Annotated in this window: 17 protein-coding genes and 3 pseudogenes; 6 read left to right on the top strand and 14 right to left on the bottom strand. The window is 63.3% G+C overall.

Annotated features, from left to right (window positions below):
- Nucleotides 1-72: 72 nt before the first annotated feature.
- The 11 genes and pseudogenes from LRS09_RS27755 to LRS09_RS27705 all read right to left on the bottom strand — a co-directional run bounded on the left by LRS09_RS27755 (nucleotide 73) and on the right by LRS09_RS27705 (nucleotide 11830).
- Nucleotides 73-1239 (bottom strand): acyl-CoA dehydrogenase family protein, encoded by a 1167-nt coding sequence (locus tag LRS09_RS27755; protein WP_173194943.1) that lies wholly within the window; start codon nucleotides 1237-1239, stop codon nucleotides 73-75.
- The gene (locus tag LRS09_RS27750) at nucleotides 1236-2453 is read right to left on the bottom strand and encodes a CaiB/BaiF CoA-transferase family protein (protein WP_257810475.1); all 1218 of its coding nucleotides are present in this window, start codon (nucleotides 2451-2453) and stop codon (nucleotides 1236-1238) included. The genes LRS09_RS27755 and LRS09_RS27750 overlap by 4 nt, the downstream gene beginning before the upstream one ends.
- A gap of 269 nt (nucleotides 2454-2722) precedes the next feature.
- A complete protein-coding gene (locus LRS09_RS27745; protein ID WP_252913175.1) occupies nucleotides 2723-3328 on the bottom strand; it encodes a biotin transporter BioY in 606 nt (201 codons plus the stop codon).
- Nucleotides 3329-3402: 74 nt separating this feature from the next.
- A complete protein-coding gene (locus tag LRS09_RS27740; RefSeq protein WP_252913174.1) occupies nucleotides 3403-4512 on the bottom strand; it encodes an acyl-CoA dehydrogenase family protein in 1110 nt (369 codons plus the stop codon).
- A 53-nt stretch (nucleotides 4513-4565) separates the two neighbouring features.
- The gene (locus LRS09_RS27735) at nucleotides 4566-4856 is read right to left on the bottom strand and encodes an acetyl-CoA carboxylase biotin carboxyl carrier protein subunit (protein ID WP_374684951.1); all 291 of its coding nucleotides are present in this window, start codon (nucleotides 4854-4856) and stop codon (nucleotides 4566-4568) included.
- Nucleotides 4857-5255: 399 nt separating this feature from the next.
- Nucleotides 5256-6580 (bottom strand): annotated as a pseudogene (locus LRS09_RS27730) (acetyl/propionyl/methylcrotonyl-CoA carboxylase subunit alpha); the annotation flags it as partial.
- Nucleotides 6565-7362 carry a crotonase/enoyl-CoA hydratase family protein gene (locus LRS09_RS27725; protein ID WP_252913172.1) on the bottom strand — a complete coding sequence of 266 codons (798 nt, stop codon included), beginning with the start codon at nucleotides 7360-7362 and terminating at the stop codon, nucleotides 6565-6567. The gene LRS09_RS27725 and the pseudogene LRS09_RS27730, both read right to left, overlap by 16 nt.
- Before the next feature lie 9 nt (nucleotides 7363-7371).
- Nucleotides 7372-8970, bottom strand: a complete 1599-nt coding sequence (locus tag LRS09_RS27720; RefSeq protein WP_257810470.1) for an acyl-CoA carboxylase subunit beta — start codon at nucleotides 8968-8970, stop codon at nucleotides 7372-7374.
- A 2-nt stretch (nucleotides 8971-8972) separates the two neighbouring features.
- Nucleotides 8973-9605: a TetR/AcrR family transcriptional regulator gene (locus LRS09_RS27715; protein ID WP_257810468.1), complete on the bottom strand. Its 633-nt coding sequence runs from the start codon at nucleotides 9603-9605 to the stop codon at nucleotides 8973-8975.
- A 184-nt stretch (nucleotides 9606-9789) separates the two neighbouring features.
- Nucleotides 9790-10623, bottom strand: coding sequence for an SDR family NAD(P)-dependent oxidoreductase (locus tag LRS09_RS27710; protein WP_257810467.1), 834 nt, complete (start codon nucleotides 10621-10623; stop codon nucleotides 9790-9792).
- Between the two features lie 21 nt (nucleotides 10624-10644).
- Nucleotides 10645-11830: pseudogene (locus tag LRS09_RS27705) on the bottom strand (lipid-transfer protein).
- 284 nt (nucleotides 11831-12114) lie between these two features.
- On the opposite strand from LRS09_RS27705, the gene LRS09_RS27700 reads away from it, so the two are divergent.
- The gene (locus LRS09_RS27700; protein WP_257810466.1) at nucleotides 12115-12726 is read left to right on the top strand and encodes a transferase hexapeptide repeat family protein; all 612 of its coding nucleotides are present in this window, start codon (nucleotides 12115-12117) and stop codon (nucleotides 12724-12726) included.
- A 194-nt stretch (nucleotides 12727-12920) separates the two neighbouring features.
- Here the strand turns inward: LRS09_RS27700 and LRS09_RS27695 are convergent, their stop codons facing one another.
- Complete coding sequence (locus tag LRS09_RS27695) at nucleotides 12921-13322, bottom strand: helix-turn-helix domain-containing protein (RefSeq protein ID WP_257810465.1); 402 nt, start codon at nucleotides 13320-13322, stop codon at nucleotides 12921-12923.
- Here LRS09_RS27695 and LRS09_RS27690 point away from each other — a divergent pair.
- The 5 genes from LRS09_RS27690 to LRS09_RS27670 all read left to right on the top strand — a co-directional run bounded on the left by LRS09_RS27690 (nucleotide 13315) and on the right by LRS09_RS27670 (nucleotide 16263).
- Nucleotides 13315-13554 (top strand): hypothetical protein, encoded by a 240-nt coding sequence (locus LRS09_RS27690; RefSeq protein WP_257810464.1) that lies wholly within the window; start codon nucleotides 13315-13317, stop codon nucleotides 13552-13554. The genes LRS09_RS27695 and LRS09_RS27690 overlap by 8 nt on opposite strands.
- Before the next feature lie 5 nt (nucleotides 13555-13559).
- Nucleotides 13560-13844 (top strand): hypothetical protein, encoded by a 285-nt coding sequence (locus LRS09_RS27685; RefSeq protein ID WP_257810463.1) that lies wholly within the window; start codon nucleotides 13560-13562, stop codon nucleotides 13842-13844.
- A gap of 72 nt (nucleotides 13845-13916) precedes the next feature.
- Nucleotides 13917-14729, top strand: a complete 813-nt coding sequence (locus LRS09_RS27680) for a class III extradiol ring-cleavage dioxygenase (protein WP_257810462.1) — start codon at nucleotides 13917-13919, stop codon at nucleotides 14727-14729.
- A 26-nt stretch (nucleotides 14730-14755) separates the two neighbouring features.
- Nucleotides 14756-15649, top strand: a complete 894-nt coding sequence (locus LRS09_RS27675; RefSeq protein ID WP_173194951.1) for an SDR family oxidoreductase — start codon at nucleotides 14756-14758, stop codon at nucleotides 15647-15649.
- A gap of 23 nt (nucleotides 15650-15672) precedes the next feature.
- Entirely contained in the window at nucleotides 15673-16263 is a 591-nt protein-coding gene (locus LRS09_RS27670; protein ID WP_257810460.1) for a luciferase family protein, read from the top strand.
- Between the two features lie 243 nt (nucleotides 16264-16506).
- Here LRS09_RS27670 and LRS09_RS27665 read toward each other — a convergent pair.
- Together LRS09_RS27665 and LRS09_RS27660 are read right to left on the bottom strand one after the other, a co-directional pair.
- A pseudogene (locus LRS09_RS27665) lies at nucleotides 16507-16790 on the bottom strand (transposase); the annotation flags it as partial.
- Nucleotides 16791-17070: 280 nt separating this feature from the next.
- Nucleotides 17071-18678, bottom strand: a complete 1608-nt coding sequence (locus LRS09_RS27660; RefSeq protein WP_257810459.1) for an acyl-CoA carboxylase subunit beta — start codon at nucleotides 18676-18678, stop codon at nucleotides 17071-17073.

The following is an 18678-nucleotide window of genomic DNA, read 5'->3' as shown; positions in this document are numbered from 1 at the left end:
ATCTGACTAAATCTAACGCACGTTAGAAAAATGCGCAACCCCCCTTTTCACTGGAACGGTTTCGCTCCGGTTTCAGTACGATTTGGGCAGACCCAGCGCCTTCTCGGCGATGAACGACATCAGCATCTGCGGCGTGACCGGCACGATGTGAAAGAGAAGCGCTTCGCGAACCAGTCTCTCGATGTGATATTCCTTGGCGTAGCCGAAGCCGCCAAATGTCATCTGTGCCGTTTGTGTCGCCTCGACAGCGGCTTCGGCCGCCAGCAACTTGGCGGCATTCGCCTCGACCCCGCACGGCTCTCCCGCGTCGTAGAGCGCCGCCGCATGCATTACCATCAGGTTCGCAGCCTCGACCTTCGCCCAGGCCTTGGCGAGCGGGTGCTGCACCCCCTGGTTCTGTCCGATCGGGCGTCCGAAAACCTGGCGCTCCTTGGCATAGGCGGCAGCGCGTTTTAGAGCGATCCGGGCAATGCCCACGCACTCCCCGGCCACGAGGATACGCTCGGGATTGAGCCCGTGCAGGATCTGTCTGAAACCCTGTCCTTCCTCGCCGATCAGGTCCTCCGCCGGGATCGGCAGCCCATCGATGAACAGTTCGTTCGAGTCGACCGCCTTGCGGCCCATCTTCTCGATCTCGCGCACATCGACGAAGGTCCGGTCCAGATCGGTATAGAAGAGCGACAGGCCCTCGGTCGGTTTTGCCACCTCTTCGAGCGGCGTCGTGCGCGCCAGAAGCAAGATCTTGTCGGCCACCTGGGCGGTGGAAATCCAAACTTTCTGGCCATGCACGACATAGCGGTCCCCCTGTCGAACCGCGCGCGTTTTGAGCCTGGTCGTGTCGAGGCCGGTCGTCGGCTCGGTGACGCCGAAACAGGCCTTCTCGCGCCCTTTAATCAGAGGTGGCAGCATCCGTGCCTTTTGCTCCGCGCTGCCGAAGACCACGACCGGGTTCAGTCCGAAGATGTTCATGTGAACGGCCGAGGCCGCGCTGGCACCGCCGCCAGACTCGGCAATGGCCTGCATCATGATCGTGGCTTCGGTGATCCCGAGGCCGGCGCCTCCAAACTCCTCCGGCATGGCAATTCCCAGCCAGCCGCCGTCCGCCATCGCCCTGTGCAGGTCGTGGGGAAAGCCGCCGTTGCGGTCGCGCTCCAGCCAGTATTCGTCGTCGAAGGCCGCACAGATCCTCAGGATCGTATCGCGGATGTCCTGCTGGTGTTCGGTCAGCCTGAAACTCATGCCGTTTCCTCCCCGGCAGGGCTAACTGCGATCAGGCCTGCCTCCACCAACCTTTCGATCGTCGCCAGGTCGCAGCCGAGCTCCTGCATGATTTCAGCAGTGTCCGCGCCCGGCCGCCGCCCCAACCAGCGAACGCTGCCCGGCGTATCACTCAGACGCGGCACTGGGCCGACCACCTTCGTCGCATCGCCTTCGACCGATACGATATCGCCGCGATGGGCGATCTGCGGGTGGGCCACGATGTTCTCGGCGCTCAGCACTGGCGCGGCCACCGCGTCGTGGAGCGCGAATTCCGCCTCGACCTCGGCAAACTCCCTCGCGGTGACGAATTCGTTGAGCCGGTCAAAGATCTCGCTCATATGCGCCGAGATTCCCTCCATCGTGGCAAAGCGCGGATCCTCGGCAAAACTGTCCCCGCCCACCGCGCGCAACAGCCGTCTGGCCGTCTCCGCGCCCCCGGCCGAGACGGTCACCCAGACACCGTCCTTGGTGCGGAATGTGCCGCCCGGCGCAAAATCCATCGGCTGACGCAGCCCGTTGCGCATCGGCGAGACACCTGCTCCGGTCAGAGCGGGAATATGATAATCGATTAGCCGCAACAGGGCTTCGAATACCGCCAGATCGACGATCTGACCGCGAACCCTGCCCCTCTCGCGGGCGAAAAGGGCGATCATGATGCCCAGGGCTCCCATCAGCCCCGTCGTGCTGTCGGCGGCCGGGAAACCGGGATGCATTGGCGAGCCATCGGCGTAGCCCGTGAGGTGCGCCAGGCCGCTCATCGCCTCGGCGGCGCGCCCAAAGGCCGGCGTCTTACGCATCGGCCCATCCTGTCCGTAGCCCGACACCCGCAAGATCACCAGGTCGGGGTTCCATTGATGCAGAACCTCAGGCCCGATCCCCGCCCGCTCGAGCACGCCGGGACGGAAATTTTCCACCAGAACATCGGGCATTTCGACCAGCTTTTCCAGGACCTTGCGCCCGGGATCGCTCTTCCAGTCGAGCGCGAGGATTCGCTTGTTGCGGGCAAGCGTCTTCCACCAGACGCCGACCCCGTCCTGCGCTTTCGGGCCCAATTCGCGCATCATGTCGCCTCGGCCGGGGGCTTCGATCTTGATCACCTCGGCACCGAAATCCGAAAGGAGTGCTGCCGCCAGCGGCCCTGCGATCACATGGCCAAGTTCAATGATCCGAATATCGCCGAGCGGCATCGCCATGTCAGCCCTCCCTGGTACTCACGAAAGCAAGCATAATCTAACATATGTTAGATTTGAAGGAGGGAATCTACGCGAAGGCCGCAAGAAAGTGATGGGGCGAAGCGGGCGAGTCACGGATCGCCCGTTCGCTCGATAGGTCGCCTCGCCGGCTGAATGAAGCCGTGCGGCGGCATTTCGGCCAGGACGCCACAAGGCGAAAGCCATCGCCCTCGAAACGCGGACACCATCTTTGGTCTCCGCATCGTTCGCGGTCGAGAAGGGACACTCCATTATTTCTTCTCGGGCTTTTCTCCCGACATGTGTCCAAGTCCCGGAACGACCGCGGATGCGCCAATGAAGAGCAGACCGGCGATAACCGATTTAACCAAGTCACCCAACAGAAACGGATAGAAGCCGGCCGTGAGGAGGCGCTCTCCATAGCCGGTGAAGACACCCAGCCATGCGAGCCCGGGAACGTAGATCAGCGCACCTGCGACGACTGCAACTGTGACCGCCCCCGGGATTGTCTTGGAATATCCTTTTCTTGCCAGCCATCCAGCCGCAAAGGCCGATATCGCAAAACCCGCAAGGTAGCCGCCCGTCGGCCCGGCAACATATGCCAGGCCAGAAGACGCCGGTGGCGTGCCGGCGAAGACCGGATAGCCTGCCAGCCCCTGCAGGATATAGGCAATGACGATGCCTGAACCACGGACAGGCCCGAGGAACAGGCCAAGCGCAACGACCACCAGGGTCTGCAACGTCATCGGAACTGGATAGAACGGAACTTGCGCCTTCGCAGACGCCGTCAGAAGTATCGTACCGGCGATCAGGATGAGCGCCTCGCCGAGCAATGTTGCGCCAATATTCCGTCCCACAAACATCTTGTTGCTATACATCTTTCTGACTCCTTTCATGACTTGGGCTGAGATCTTGAAGAGTTTTCTTCAGAGGTTGGGGCTCAATTGGCTGTTCACATGCGCTTGGCGACTTCTTCAAGCATCACCTCGGTCGCGCCCCCGCCGATCGCCTGCACACGAACGTCGCGCGACATTCGCTCGACCGGGTTTTCGCGCATGTAGCCCATGCCGCCATGGAACTGCACGCAGTCATAGAGCACGCTGTTGGCCAGCTCGCCGCAATAAGCCTTCACCATTGACACCTCGCGCACGCATTCAACGCCAGCCGCGTCGAGCCGCGCGGCGTGATAGACGAGCTGCCGGCCCGCCTCGATCCGTGTCTGGCAGTCCGCAAGACGCTGGCGGACGACCTGCTTGTTCCACAAAACGCCGCCGAAAGCCTTGCGCTGCTTGACATAGTCCACGGTCATGTCCAGCGCGGTCTGCGCCTCGGCGCAGACCATCGCGCCCAGCACGATCCGCTCGTTCTGGAAGTTCTTCATCACCGCATAAAAGCCGCGGTTCACCTCGCCGAGGACGTTCTCGGCCGGCACGCGGACATCCTCGAAAATCAGCTCGGCCGTGTCCGAACACAGCCAGCCGGTCTTGTTCAGCGCCCGGCCGACCGAAAAGCCCGGTGTGCCCTTTTCGATGGCGAACATGGTGATCCCGCGCGAGCCCTTGGCGTCGGGGTCGGTCTTGGCGCCAACAAAGTAGAGATCGCCATGCACACCGTTGGTGATGAACATCTTGGTGCCGTTCAACACCCAATCCGACCCATGCTGCACGGCGCGGGTGCGCATCCCCGCAACGTCCGAGCCCGCGCCCGGTTCGGTCACGGCGACGGCGGTGATCGTCTCGCCCGCGGTGATGCCGGGCAACCAGCGCGCCTTCTGCTCGGGTGTGCCGGCGTTTTCCAGGTGCGGCGAGGCCATATCGGTATGCACCAGCACCGTGGCCGAGAACCCGCCGAAGGTGGACCGGCCGACCTCCTCGGCCAGCATCACGCTCGACATGACATCGAGCCCGGCGCCGCCATACTGTTCGTCATAGCGCATGCCGAGAACGCCGAGCGCGCCCATCTGGCGTAGCACCTCGCGCGAAACCATGCCCTTCTCTTCCCAGGCTTCGCCCTTGGGCTTCACCTCGGTTTCGATGAAGCGCCGCAGCTGAGCTCGGATCATTTGGATATCCTCGCCGAACGGGCCGGTGGCCGCGTCGATAGTCTCGTGTCGGGTCACGTCCTGTCCTCCGGATCGAGCCTCACCAGGGGCGCGCCGCCGGCGACCGTGTCGCCCGGCGCGCAGTAGATCTCGGCTACCAAGCCCGCGACGGGCGCGGGCAGGCTTTGCAAGAGTTTCATCGCTTCGAGCACCACCAGCGTCTTGCCCTTGCTCACCCGCTCGCCGGGCGCCACCCGGATCTCGACCACCGCGCCGGGCATGGGCGCGCGCACGGTGTCGGCACCGCCCACGGCGCCGGAGGCGCGCTGCAGGTGCCGGTCCTCGAGCGTACGAAGTGGCACCATCGTCATGCCTTCCGGCGCGGAAAGATGCACCTGCCAGCGGTCGCCCGACCGCAGCACATGGGCCCGGCGGGTGAAGGGCGCGCCGTCCATCCGCCCGGTCAGACGCTGCGCGGTCAGGCGCGCAGCGTCGACGCCAAGGGCGGTGCCGTCGGGCAGTATCACCTTTAGCCGCGCGCCCTGCCCCGCGACCCTGATCGGCGCATCGGCGTCATCGCTCCAGTAGCAGGCCGCGCCCGCCCGCCCCGCAGCCTCTGTCAGCCGCCAGGCGGCGAGGCTCTGCCAAGGCGTGTCCGGCGCGGGCGCAAGATGCAGGTGCAGGGCCAGCGCGGCCAGAGCGCGGGTTTCGTCGTCGGATACGGGGGCGGTCCAGCCGCAGGGGAACATCTCGGCCAGACTGGCCGTATAGTGCGCCATGGCGACGAAGTCGGGATGCGTAATCAGCGCTCGCTGAAACGCCAGGTTCACTCCCACTCCGCCGACCGCAAATTCATCGAGCGCCGCGACCGCCTTGCGGATCGCCTCGTCACGGTCCGCACCGTGGACGATCAACTTGGCAAGCATCGAATCGTAGTGATGTCTTACGACCGATGCTTCTTCCACCCCGCTGTCCAGTCGCACGATCCCCGGCGGCGCCCATAGCGTAATCGTCCCGGTTTCGGGACGGAAATTCTCGGCCGGGTTCTCGGCGGCAACGCGGACCTCGATGGCGTGGCCGTCAAACGAAACGTCCTCTTGCGCAAACCCCAGCGCCTCGCCACGCGCGATACGCAACTGCCACTCCACCAGGTCGATACCGGTGATGGCCTCGGTCACTGGATGCTCCACCTGGAGGCGGGTGTTCATCTCCAGAAAGTAGAATTCGGCCCGCGTGGGGTCGCAAGATATTCCACCGTGCCCGCCGAGCGGTAGCCAATGGCCCGCGCCAGCCGCACCGCGGCATCGCGCATGGCCGAGCGCAAAGCGTCGGGAATATCCGGGGCGGGCGCTTCCTCGATCAGCTTCTGGTGGTTGCGCTGGAGCGAGCAGTCGCGATCGCCCAGATGCAGCACATGGCCATACGCGTCGCCCAGCACCTGCACCTCGACGTGGCGGGCGCGCGGCGCGTAGCGCTCCAGGAACACTGTCGGATCGCCAAAGGCGCCATTCGCCTCGGCCCGCGCGGCGGCGATGGCCTCGCCTGCTGCGCCGGGATCGGTGACAAGCCGCATTCCGCGCCCGCCGCCGCCGGCGCTGGCCTTGACCAGGAAGGGCGCGCCGAGCGCCTGCGCCTCCTTAAGAAGCCGGCCGTCGGACTGGTCGGCGCCGCGATAGCCGGGCAGCACCGGCACGCCGGCGGCCTCGGCCGTGGCCTTGGCCTCGATCTTCGATCCCATACGCGCAATGGCCTCGGGCGAAGGCCCGATGAAGACCAATCCGGCTTCTTCCACGTGCCCCGCGAATTCGGCATTCTCCGACAGAAACCCATAGCCGGGATGGATAGCGCCTGCCCCGGTGGCGCGCGCCGCCTCGAGGATGGCGTCGATCTTCAGGTAGCTTTCCGCCGGGGCGGCCGAGCCGATGCAGACGGCGTAATCGGCCTCGGCGACGAAGGGTGTGTCGCGATCAGCCTCGGAGAAGACGGCCACGGCTTCCAGCCCCAGCTTCCGGCAGGCGCGCTGGATCCGGCGGGCGATCTCGCCGCGGTTGGCGATCAGGACGCGGGTGAAGCTCAACTCACCCGCCATGACGGCGTGTCCTTGTTCAGGAAGCTGTTGATCCCCTCGATGCCTTCCTCGGTCTCCCAGGCGTCGGCCAGGCGGTCGGCGGTATAGATCATGCTGTCTTCGAGCCCGTGGCTCGCGACATAGGCGATCAGCCGCTTGGTGTCGGCCACTGCCCCGGGCGCGGCCTGCAGATGGGCCTGGACGACGCGCTCCACCGCCTCGTCCAGCGCATCGGGCGCGACCACCTCGGTCAGCAGTCCGATCCGTTCGGCCCGCGCCGTGTCGAACAGGGCACCGGACAGCATCGTCTCGCGCGACGCCGCCTCGCCGATGCGCGCCACCACATAGGGTGAGATGTTGGCGGGCAGGAGGCCGAGCCGCACCTCGGTCAGGCCGAACGTCGCGCCCTCGGCGCCGATGGCGTAGTCGCACACCGATATCAGGCCGACGCCCCCGCCATAGGCCGCCCCGTTGATTCGCCCGATCAGCGGCTTTGGCAGTGTGTCGAGCCGGCGCAAGAGCCGAGCGAGCGTGGCGCTCTGTTCCACCCGTTCCGCGCGGCTCTTTTGCACGTTCGAGGCGAACCAGTTGAAGTCGCCCCCCGCGCAGAAGCTCCTGCCCTCCCCGGTCAGCACCACGATGCGCACCGCCCCGTCCTCGGCAAGCGCCGCCGCCGCATCGGCGAGTTCCGAGATCAGCGCCGCGTTGAGCGCATTGTGCTTGTCGGGGCGATTGAGGATCACGGTGGCGACGCCGCGCGCGTCCAGTTCGATCCGCAGCGTTTCATAGCGATCGTAAACCATTGCCTATCCTTACATTCTGAAGACGGGCGTGTGACGCCCCGTGTCCGGAACCGAGGTCACTATGGCCAGGCACAGGCCCAGGATGTCGCGAGTCTGGCCAGGCTCGATCAGGCCATCGTCCCAGAGCCGCGATGTGGCGTAATAGGGGTCGGACTGTTTGGCATATTGCGCGCGCACCTCGGCCACGATGCGTTCCAGATCGGCCTGCACCTTCGCCGGGTCTCCGCCCTTCCCGCGGCGCAGTTCCTGCATCACATTCGAGGCGATGTCGGCCGACATGGTGGCCAACTCCGCTGTGGGCCAGGCGAAGAGAAAGCGCGGCGCAAACCCCCGGCCGCACATACCGTAGTTGCCGGCCCCGTAGGATCCGCCCACAATTACCGACAGCCGGGGCACCTTGGCCACCGACATGGCGTAGACCAGCTTGGCGCTATCCTTGGCGATGCCGCCGCGCTCGGCCTCGGTGCCGACCATGAAGCCGGAAATGTTGTGCAGGAACAGAAGCGGAATGTTGCGCTGGTCGCACATCGACACGAACTGCGCGCCCTTGAGCGAGCTGTCGGAGAGCAGCGCGCCGTTGTTGCCGAGGATTCCGACGCGGTAGCCGTGGACGCGGGCGGTGCCGCAGACAAGCGTCTCGCCCCAGTTCGGCTTGAATTCGCGGAGCTCGCCCGCATCGATGATGCGCAGCAGAAGCTCTCGTACATCATAGGGCTGCTTGCGGTCGGCGCTGATAACCCCCAACAGCTCTTCGGGATCGTGCAGGGGCGCGGCGGCGGGTGCATCCGGGGCCATCGGTCGCGTGAGGCCCAGATTGCCGACGATGTCGCGCATCAGCGCCAGCGCATGATATTCGTCTTCGGCCAGATGGTCGTTGACGCCCGAGATGCGGGTATGCATCTCGGCCCCGCCCAGCGTTTCGCCGTCCACCTCTTCATTGATCGCCACCTTGACGATGGAAGGGCCGCCAAGATGGATGCGCGCATTGCCGCGGACCATGATGACCTCGTCCGAGAGCGCCGGAATGTAGGCACCTCCCGCCGTGCAGCCGCCGAAGACGGCCGAGATCTGCGGCAGGCCGGAGGCCGACATATTGGTCTGGCGGTAAAAGGAATTGCCGAAATGACGGGCATCGGGGAAGACCCTGTCCTGCTCGGGCAGATAGGCGCCGCCGCAATCGACGAGGTAAAGACAGGGCAGGCGGTTTTCTGCCGCGATCTCCTGCGCGCGGATGTGTTTCTTGACGGTTTCGTGATAGAAGGAGCCGCCTTTTACCGTGGCGTCGTTGGCGATCACCATGCAAGGCAGGCCGTGTACGATGCCAATGCCCGTGACAATCCCAGCGCCGGGCACGTCTCCGCCGTATTGTCCGTAGGCCGCCAGCGAAGAAAGCTCCATGAAGGCGGTGCCTGGATCCACCAGCAGGTCGATTCGTTCGCGGACCAGAAGCTTGCCGCGACTGCGGTGGCGTTCGACCATGTCGGGGCGCCCGCCTGCGGTTGCTGCGGCGATCCGCGCACGCAATGTCTCGACGCGGGCTGTCTGTGCAGCGTGATTGCCTCTGAAGGTTTCCGAGCCGGCCAATACGGCCGACGTGAGTTCAGCCATAATCAGACTTCCCGCTGTTCCAGTATTCCATTGAGAAAGACGTCGGCATATGCCGAGGCCAGTGCCTCGACGCTGCCGCGTTGGGGGTCGAACCACTCCAGCGTTGCATTCAGCGCGCCGATAAGCATCAGGCGCAGCCGGCGGATATCGACGTTGCGCCGCAAGGCTCCGTTGTTCTGAAGCCGGGTGAGCAAATTGTCCCACTCGGCCTCATAGGCCCGGCGCGTAGGCAGATTGGCATCCCGAACGGATTGCGGCACCTGCCCGAAAATCCGCACATTGGCCGAAGAGTAGTCACTGACATCCAGCAACGCGCGCAGATGTGCCCTGATCGCGGCCCGCAGAATGGCGGCGGCAACGGAGTCATCGGGATGCCCCAAAACAGCTTGGCGCATCTTTTCGTGGACGGCCCTGATACCCGCATCCAGAATGGCCACGACAATCTCGTCCTTAGAGCCGAAATGATAATAGATGCTGCCCGCCTTGATGCCCGCCGCCTCGGCGATCTTTCTGAGCGAAACCGGGCCATAGCCCTGTTCGCGAAAAAGCCGCGCCGCGACATCCAGTATGCCGTCGCGCCCGACTGGGCTGCGAATGGAAGCAACTGAAACTGTTCTTGAAGCGCGTTCGGCCACGGAAGGATCCAGCTCAAGCCCCCTGCATAACTAACACTTGTTAGGTTATTTCCAAGGAAGTGTCAACCGTGCTTCAAGGGCTTATTTTGCATCAGCCTTTCAAGGAAATAGCCGATATGCGCACCGCCCGGCCACAATGTCGGCGGTGTTCAGACCCCGCCATGCGGGCTTGCGACCGCATAGGTCAGATGGTGAAGCCGCCCCCGCAGATCACATACTGGCCCGAGATGAAGTTCGATTCGGGCGAGCAGAAAAGATAGACGGCACCAGCCGCTTCTTCGGGCGTGCCGACCCGGCCCAGCGGGATCATCCGCTCCATTTGGCTGAGCAGGTCCGGGTTGACGCCGACCTTGATGTCCCTGTTCCCGACCGTGATCGTGTTGCCGCCGTCGGCGCTGCCCTCGGTCAGACGGGTGCGGATCGGTCCAAAGGCCACTGCGTTGACGTTCACTTTGTAGCGCCCCCATTCCTTCGCCATTGTCCGGGTCATGCCCAGGATTCCGGCCTTGGCGGCGGAATAGTTGATCTGGCCGGCATTGCCTCCAGTGCCGGCGATCGAGGAGATGTTCACCACCTTGCGGAACACCTCCTGCCCGGCGGCCGCCTCTTCCTTGGCCTTGGCGCTGATCACCGGCTGGGCGGCGCGCAGGATCCTGAAGGGCGCGGTCAGGTGAACGTCGATGATCGCCTGCCACTGTTCATCCGTCATCTTCTGAACGACGCTGTCCCAGGTGTAGCCTGCGTTGTTCACGATGATGTCCAGCCCGCCAAAGCTGTCCATGCCCGTCTTGATGAAACGCTCTGCAAAGCCGTCCTCTGTCACGCTTCCGGCGCAGACCACGGCCTCGCCCCCGGCGGCGCGGACCGCCTCGGCGGTTTCGTTGGCCGGGTCGACGTCGAGATCGTTCACCACAACGCGCGCGCCTTCTGATGCCAGCTTCAGCGCGATTTCGCGTCCGATGCCCCGGCCCGAACCGGAAACCAGGACAACGCGGCCGTCGAGTTTACCAGTCATCATCTCTCCTCCCGGTTCAGTTCGTCAGGCTTTTTCATAAAGTGTGGTCACACAGGCACCGCCGAGGCCCAGATTGTGCTGAAGCGCCAGGCGCGCGCCGTCGACCTGGCGCGCCTCGGCCTGACCACGCAACTGCTGGACAAGCTCGGTGCATTGGGCAAGGCCGGTCGCCCCAAGCGGATGGCCCTTGGACAACAGACCGCCCGACGGGTTGGTCACGTATTTGCCGCCATAGGTGTTGTCGCCATCATCGACAAACTTCGCAGCCTCACCGCGCCCGCAGAGGCCAAGCGCTTCGTAGGTGATCAGCTCGTTATGGGCAAAGCAGTCGTGCAGTTCGACGACGTCCACATCGTCGGGGCCGATGCCGGCGGCCTCGTAGACTTGATCGGCAGCGCGCCTGGCCATCGAGTACCCCGACGACCTCACGCATGTCATGGGCGTTGAAGGTTTCCCGGCCGTCCGTTGTCATGGCCTGCGCTGCAATGCGGACCGAACTGTCGAGACCGTGCTTATCTGCAAATTCCTTGGAACAGATGATTACCGCGGCCGCGCCACAGGTCGGCGGGCAGGCCATCAGCTTGGTCATCACGCCGGGCCAGACGACCTGAGCCGCCATGACGTCTTCCGGCGTCACTTCCTGCCGGAACAGGGCAACCGGGTTCTTGGCCGCATGCCGACTGGCCTTGGCGCGGATCTTGGCGAAGGTCTCCAGCGTGGTGCCGAACTCTTCCATATGCGCTTTGCCCGCACCACCGAAATACCGCAGCGCAAGCGGGACCTCGGCATTGCCCACCAGGTTGTCGGTTTCTTCGTCAAAGGCCGCAAAAGGGCTGACCCGATCGCTGAACATCGCGCCGATGGCGCCGGGTTGCATCTGTTCGAAACCCAGCGCCAGAGCACAGTCCACCGCGCCGCTTTCGACCGCCTGGCGCGCCAGGAACAGCGCGGTCGAGCCGGTCGAGCAGTTGTTGTTGACGTTGATGACGGGTATTCCGGTCATCCCAACCCGGTAGAGCGCGCGCTGGCCGCAGGTGCTGTCGCCATAGACATAGCCGGCATAGGCCTGCTGAACCTTGTCGTAGTCGAGTCCGGCGTCCTCCAGCGCCGTGCGCGCCGCCTTCGCAGCCATCACGTCGTAGCTTTCAGACTTGCCCGGTTTCTGAAAGGCCACCATTCCAACGCCTGTGACATAGGCTTTGCCGTTCATGTCTCTCTCCCGCTTTCCATCCGCCACGTTCCAACGCCGATGCCGGACCATTTTCTACCAGTTGTTAGATTTTAACACCCTGGAACGGACGCCTGTCAACATCGCCCCTGCGTGGGTGATGTTTACTTGCCCGGTTTTCTAACATGTGTTTGAATCGTTCAGCAGGGCGTCTTAAACAGTTGAGCGTGCAAGTTTCCGGGAAAATCGTTGCTCGGGGGATTTTGGGAAGATGCGCGTTTGGTTCCCGCAACTACGGACGCCCGCGACGAGAAATGGAGAGCTGGATGGCGAATTGCTATAGTTTCAAAGGATTTGTGCCGGTCGTTCCCGAGGATACGTTCGTTCATCCCCAGGCAGTGCTCATAGGAAATGTCGTTCTCGGTCATGGCTGTTATATCGGACCCGGAGCAAGCCTGCGAGGCGATTTTGGCAAGATCGAGATTGGTGACGGGGCCAATATACAGGATAATTGCATCATTCATTCCTTTCCCGGCCGAGCAGCGGTCGTCGAAACCGACGGGCATATCGGCCACGGTGCGATCCTGCATGGCTGCATCGTCGGTCGAAACGCCCTTGTCGGAATGAACGCGGTCATCATGGACGGTGTGGAGCTCGGCGCGGAATCGATTGTCGGTGCGCAGGCGTTTGTCCGGGGTGAAATGGTGATCCCGCCGCGCTCAATGGTGGTTGGATCACCGGCCAAGGTGATCCGTGCAGTCACCGAGAATGAAGTCGCGTGGAAAACACGGGGAACGGCCGAGTATCAGGAACTCGCGCGCGCCTGCCTTGCCGGATTGACACCTGTCGAGCCGTTGAAAGCGGTCGAAGCCGACCGCCCGGACGTAGAGCCATCGGATATCGTACCGTTGCAGGAGGCACGGGAGAAACCGACCTGAGCCCGCACCGAAACCTTACCGACGCGAGCCTCCGCCCCAGCCGAGTGAAAGTGGCAAACCGCCATGCCCCGTGCAAACATAGACACTTGGCAGTGACTAGTGAGGGAGACATCCCCGGCACCCATCCGAGATCAATCGCGGCAAGCGAGCGGAGGTATTGCCAACTTACGAACGATCTCTTGCCTGGCTTCCCCTCACCCGTCGGGGCTTGCAGACAAGGCTCGCTTGCCGGGTTTGCCCATTTTAAGCGGCATCCGGTCCATTGCCCCTTCAAAGACCCCTTCAGCCTTCCACCGATCCGCGATTTCTCCGAGCGAGTCCAGAACGCTTCGCAGGTCGTCACCACGCTGCGTCAAGCCATAGGTCACCGCAGGCGGGATCGTCTCCGCCTGTTCCCGCCATATGACCCCGGCGCCTTGGAGCATCCGCAGGCGTTCGGTCAGCATTCGCGTCGATATCCCCGGCACGGAGCGTCTCAGCGCTCCGAATCGTTGCGGCCCTTTGTCAATCAGAACCCAGATGATGTAGGTCGTCCACGGCCCCATGAGCAGACGCAGGATCGAGTCCATCGGGCACTGTGGCGGCGTCTTGGGCATCGGTGTCCACTCCCTGTTGCTGCAGTTACTTTTCCGTTCCTACTTTGATTTCCGCCGTAACTCAACTATTCTCGACCAAGCGGGCAACATTCAACGCAAGCAAAGGGAAGATGGCATGAGCGACAGGACGGTGCGTATCACTTATTGGATTGCAACAGGGTTCGTCGCCCTGGTCTATCTGGGAGGGGCGATCTTCTACGTCACGGCCAATGACATGGTGACGGGGATGTAGAGAGCATGCTTGGCTACCCGACCTACCTGATCTGGCCGCTTGCCGCTGTGAAGATCGTGGCCGCGATCGTGATACTCTGGCGTCCCTCGGCTTTTCTGACTGACTTCGCTTATGCCGCGATGTTCTGGCACCTTCTTCTGGCGGTATCGGCGCATGTGAGCGCGGGCGATCCCGGCTGGCCCCCCGCTCTCTTGGCTCTGGTCGCGCTTGTGGTTTCCTTCCTGACACAAAACCGCGTCCGCGCGGTCAAATCGCCTCATGGCAATGTGATGAGAGGACAACAGGTCTGACAGGCGCTCCGGCTGCACAGTCTTGCGCCTCGAACTTCAGCATTTCCGTCAGGCCGGGAGGGACAATCAGATATGACTCGCATGCCAACGGTGTTCATCCCTCATGGAGGCGGTCCCTGCTTTTTCATGGATTGGAACCCGCCGGATGAATGGGACCGGCACCGCCAGTTCCTGCAGAGCCTGCCCGGCACGTTGCCCGATCGTCCGAAGGCGCTCTTGGTGATCTCGGGTCATTGGGAGGAGCGTGCGTTCACCGTTCAGACCAACCCCGCCCCGCCGCTTCTGTTCGACTATGGCGGTTTCCCGCCTCACACCTATGAACTGAGTTGGCCCGCCCCCGGTGATCCTGTGCTGGCCGACCGTGTTCATCATCTGATCCGTGCCGCCGGTCTACCGGCGGCGAAAGACGCCGCGCGCGGCTTTGACCACGGCGCGTTCGTGCCGCTCAAGGTCGCCTTTCCCGATGCCGATTTCCCCTGTGTTCAACTGTCGCTTGCCAGCGATCTCGATCCCGGACGCCACATCGCGCTGGGTCAAGCCTTGGCGCCCCTGCGCGACGAGGGCGTGCTGATCATCGGCAGCGGCAACACCTATCACAACATGGGTGTGATGATGCGCAGCCTGCGCGGCGGACCACGGGGGGACACTGTCGGCGGCACGTTCGACGCCTGGCTGACCGAGGCGGTGACCTGCCCGGATGCCGGGGAACGAAACCGCAGGCTGACGTACTGGTCCAAAGCCCCGGGCGGCCGCGATGCACATCCCAGAGAAGAGCACCTAATCCCGCTGCATGTCATCGCCGGCGCGGCGGGCGCCGATATCGGCCGGAAAACCCTGGATGATCACGTTCTTGGTGCCGTCGAAAGCGCCTTTCGGTTCGGTTGACAGGAAAAGGAAAGGAACACCACGAAATGTCCAACACCATCAAGGGCCCCTTCATCGTGACCGGCGCATCCGGTCATCTCGGCAGCCAGGTCATCGAAGCCCTTCTTGAGGAAGGGGCCGAACCCCTTGTCGCGGTCACGCGCTCGCCGGAGAAGCTCGAGGCGCTTGGGGCGCGCGGCGTCGAGATCCGGGCGGGAGACTTCAATGACCCGGCCACGCTTGGGCCGGCTTTCGCCGGCGGCGGACGGCTGCTGATCATTTCGACGGACGACCTTGCCCCGGGCAAACGCTTCGCCGCGCACAGCAATGCCGTAGCCGCCGCCAAAGAGGCAGGTGTTTCGCACATCGTCTACACCTCGCTCACCAATCCGGACGAGGGCAACCCGATCGGATTTGCGAGGTACCACCGCGAGACCGAGGCGTCAATCAAGGATACCGGAATCTCCCATACGATCCTGCGGAACTGCCTTTACGCCGATCTCTTGCTGATGAACGGCCAACAAGCTGTCGGCGCGGGCGCCCTTTATTCTGCGGCGGGTGACGGCAAGGCGGGTTATGTCACCCGTGCCGATTGCGCCCGCGCGGCTGCCGCGGCCCTATTGACCGAGACCGGTTCCTCGGTCCGCGATATCACCGGGCCCGCGGCCGTCAGCCAGGCCGAAATTGCGGTGATCTTGTCCGAGGCCACCGGGAAAGAGATCCCCTATGTCCCGATCACGCGGGACGCCTTGGTCGCCGCCATGACAGAGAAGGGCATGCCAGACTCCGTAGCGGATGTCTTCTCGTCCTTCGACGTCGCCATCGCCGAAGGATACCTGGACGTCACCTCGAACGACGTGCAAGACCTGACCGGCCAAGGCGGGCAGTCGGTGCGGGATTTTCTGCTTGCCAAGAAGGCCGTTCTGATCGGTCAGGGATAAACGACACTTACGGAGGCTCTGTCGTGCTGAAGATACCCCCACGCGAGGGGCCAAGGCCCAAGACCACGCCTTGCGCCCCGCATACGCAGATCAGCCAGAACCCGGATGCACGGTTCCATCGGGCGTTCAAGGACAGGGCTTTCGATTTTCCTTTTGTCACGCGCCAGCCTTCGATGATCTCTGTCCCGGGCGCCGAGGCGCTGTGCCTCAAACACGGGCACGGCCGCGGTTGCCGCAAGGCGTTCATGATCGGCAATGAGTTCGCCCATGTCCATCCGCCGGAGGACGGCAGCCTGCACATGATGCTGCCGGAGGAGGCCGTGCCGCAGATCGTCGATCTGGGCTGGGCGGAGCCGCATCCGATGGCGGCGGCCGGCATGATCCGTCAACCGCAGTTATGGTCTACGGCCCCCGAAACGAGGTGGAGATCGAAACGGTTCTCGAACTCCTGCGCCTGTCTTATGACTTTGCCTGTGGCAAGCTCGGGCGGGTCGACAGCGTCGTTCTTTGACGGAAAGAACCGAGCGGCGCTTGCTAAGATAGATCGTCGATCCGCTTGCGCCGACGGTCCTTTCGATCTCCTTGTCGCCGGCGCCAGTGTTGGTAGCCAGTAGGATCTGCGCCGCTTGTGCGGACGGACCGAATGCTTGCCGCCGCTGAGGAAGGCTGTGTGTTCGCATGCTGCGCTCGCCTTGGCTGAGTTCGACCCACTAGCGCGATCCTCTCACTGCGTCGAGAGTTCAGGCACCTTATAGTTTTTATCAGGACGACGAGGGAGGGTTGGCCTCATTCGGGCACAAGCGCCATCGGCGCCGCGTTGAGCGGCGGTGTCTGTTCGGCGACGTCTCCTGTTCTGGTTACGGGAAAGGTTCAGGTCCGGAGTCCGGAGACGTCAGTGGGGGCGCGGTGCGTATTCGGGCATGCGCCAGGGCAAATACGTCGGCATAGGGGGCAAGCTGACGCCATCGCCACCTTGATGCGGGCTCCGAGACGCGAACCTGTGCGCCGGTCTTTAGGAGTTCCAGGAGGATGGTTCGGTGGCCCGGGCCAGCGGCGTCTGGGCAAGGCCGAGGCGGCGTAGGGCACAGATCAGGACATGGGTAAAGGAGGCAAGCGAGAGGCGCAGTTGGTTGGCCCCTAAGGGTCGAGCTGGCATCCTTTGATGCGGCTCATTCGGCGGACGCCGGCGTCGCGCGCAGGATCGAGATGCTCGTCGAACCCGAGGATGTATCAATCTTACGCTGATGTTCCCAACCCGACACCAATCAATGTGCAGCGGTACTGGCAGATCCTGAAGCGGCGGAACAAACCAGCTGTCCGATCGGATTATTTTCGTGCGTGGCCGCTTATGAAGGTGGCTGTTCCATCCCACAGGCGTGCATATTTGAGCGAGATGGGTTTTCATCGCACCGGCTATCGTGTCACAGGCGGAATATCCCGTAGTGCGGATCGTCAATCGGAGCATTAAGTGCGGCAGAGATCGACATCGCCAAAGCATTTCTGGTGTTGACGGGATCGAGGATGCCGTCATCCCAAATCTCAGAGGTCGAGGTATAGGCCTCCACGTCGCGCTTGTAGCGCTCCAGCACCGGTTCTCGGATCGCGGCGACCTCCTCGTCGGTCAGTTCTTTGCCTTCGCGTTGAAGCTGCCGGATCTTGACGTCGGCCAAGGTGTTGGCGGCCTGGTCGGCACCCATCACGCCGATCTCGGCCTGCGGCCACATGAACAGCGTGCGCGCATCCCAGGCCCGCCCGCACATGCCGTAATTACCCGCCCCATACGAGGCATTGGCGATCACTGTGAATTTCGGCACGACCGAGCCGCCCTGCGCCATGAGCATCTTGGCGCCGTCCTTGGCGATACCGCGCTCTTCATACTCGCGGCCCACCATGTAGCCGGTGATGTTCTGGAAGAAGACCAGCGGCGTGCGGTTCTGGTTGCAAAGTTGCATGAAATGCGCAGCCTTAAGCGAGCTGTCGTTGAACAACACCCCGTTGTTGGCCAGGATTCCCACCTTGTAGCCCCAGATATAGGCAAAGCCGCAGACAAGCGTGGTGCCGTAATCGGGCTGGTATTCGTGAAAGCGTGAGCCGTCCACGATCCGCGCCAGCACCTCACGCATGTCGAACTGGGTTTTCCGATCCTTGGGGATGATCCCATAGAGCTCCTTCGGATCGTAGTACGGCTCTTCGCAAGCCGCAGTCTCGATGATCGTCTTGGGCATCCGCTTCCACTGGCTGACAATCTCGCGTGCCAGAGAAAAGGCGTGCTGTTCGGTTGCAGCGCGATAATCGCCCGTGCCCGAGACCGAGGTGTGCATGACTGCCCCGCCAAGTTCCTGAACGCCGACTTCTTCGCCGGTGGCCGCCTTGACCAGCGGCGGACCGCCCAGAAAGATGGCGCCTGTGCCCTCGATGATGATGTTGTAATCGCTCAGCGTTGGCACATAGGCGCCGCCTGCGGTGCAATGCCCCCCGACCACTGCGATCTGGGGGATGTTGGCCTGGCTCAGCTTGACCTGGTTGCGAAACACCCGGCCGCCCAGATACCTGTCCGGGAACACGCCGTGTTGGAGCGGCAGGAAGCCGCCGGCGCTGTCGCAGATGTGGATGACCGGCAGGCGGTTCTCCAGCGCGACATCCAGAAGCCGCACGATCTTCTTCACGGTCAGCGGATACCAGGCCCCGCCCTTGACGCTGGCATCGTTGGCATGAATGGCGACTTCGCGCCCTTGTACGATACCGATGCCCGTCACCACGGCGGCACCGGGCACCGCCCCGTCATATTCGCGACATGCGGCGAGGGTGGAAAACTCCAGGAACGGCGTGCCGGGGTCCAGCAACAGCTTCAGCCGCTCGCGCACGCCCAGTTTGTTCTGGCGTGCCAGGCGGTCGTTGTCCCGTTGGGGCCGCTCGAAACGCGCCGCGTGCTGGCGGGCGTGAAACTCCTTCAGCCGTGCGGACATGGCGGCGAAGTTTGCCTTGTAGTCGGGGGCGTTCGTGTCGATCTGGCTTTCGATCCGGCGCAT

This window comes from Mesorhizobium sp. J428 (assembly GCF_024699925.1).
Lineage (GTDB): Bacteria > Pseudomonadota > Alphaproteobacteria > Rhizobiales > Rhizobiaceae > Mesorhizobium_A.
Note: the sequence above shows the minus strand (reverse complement) of the source record. Positions and strands in the feature narration are given on the sequence as shown.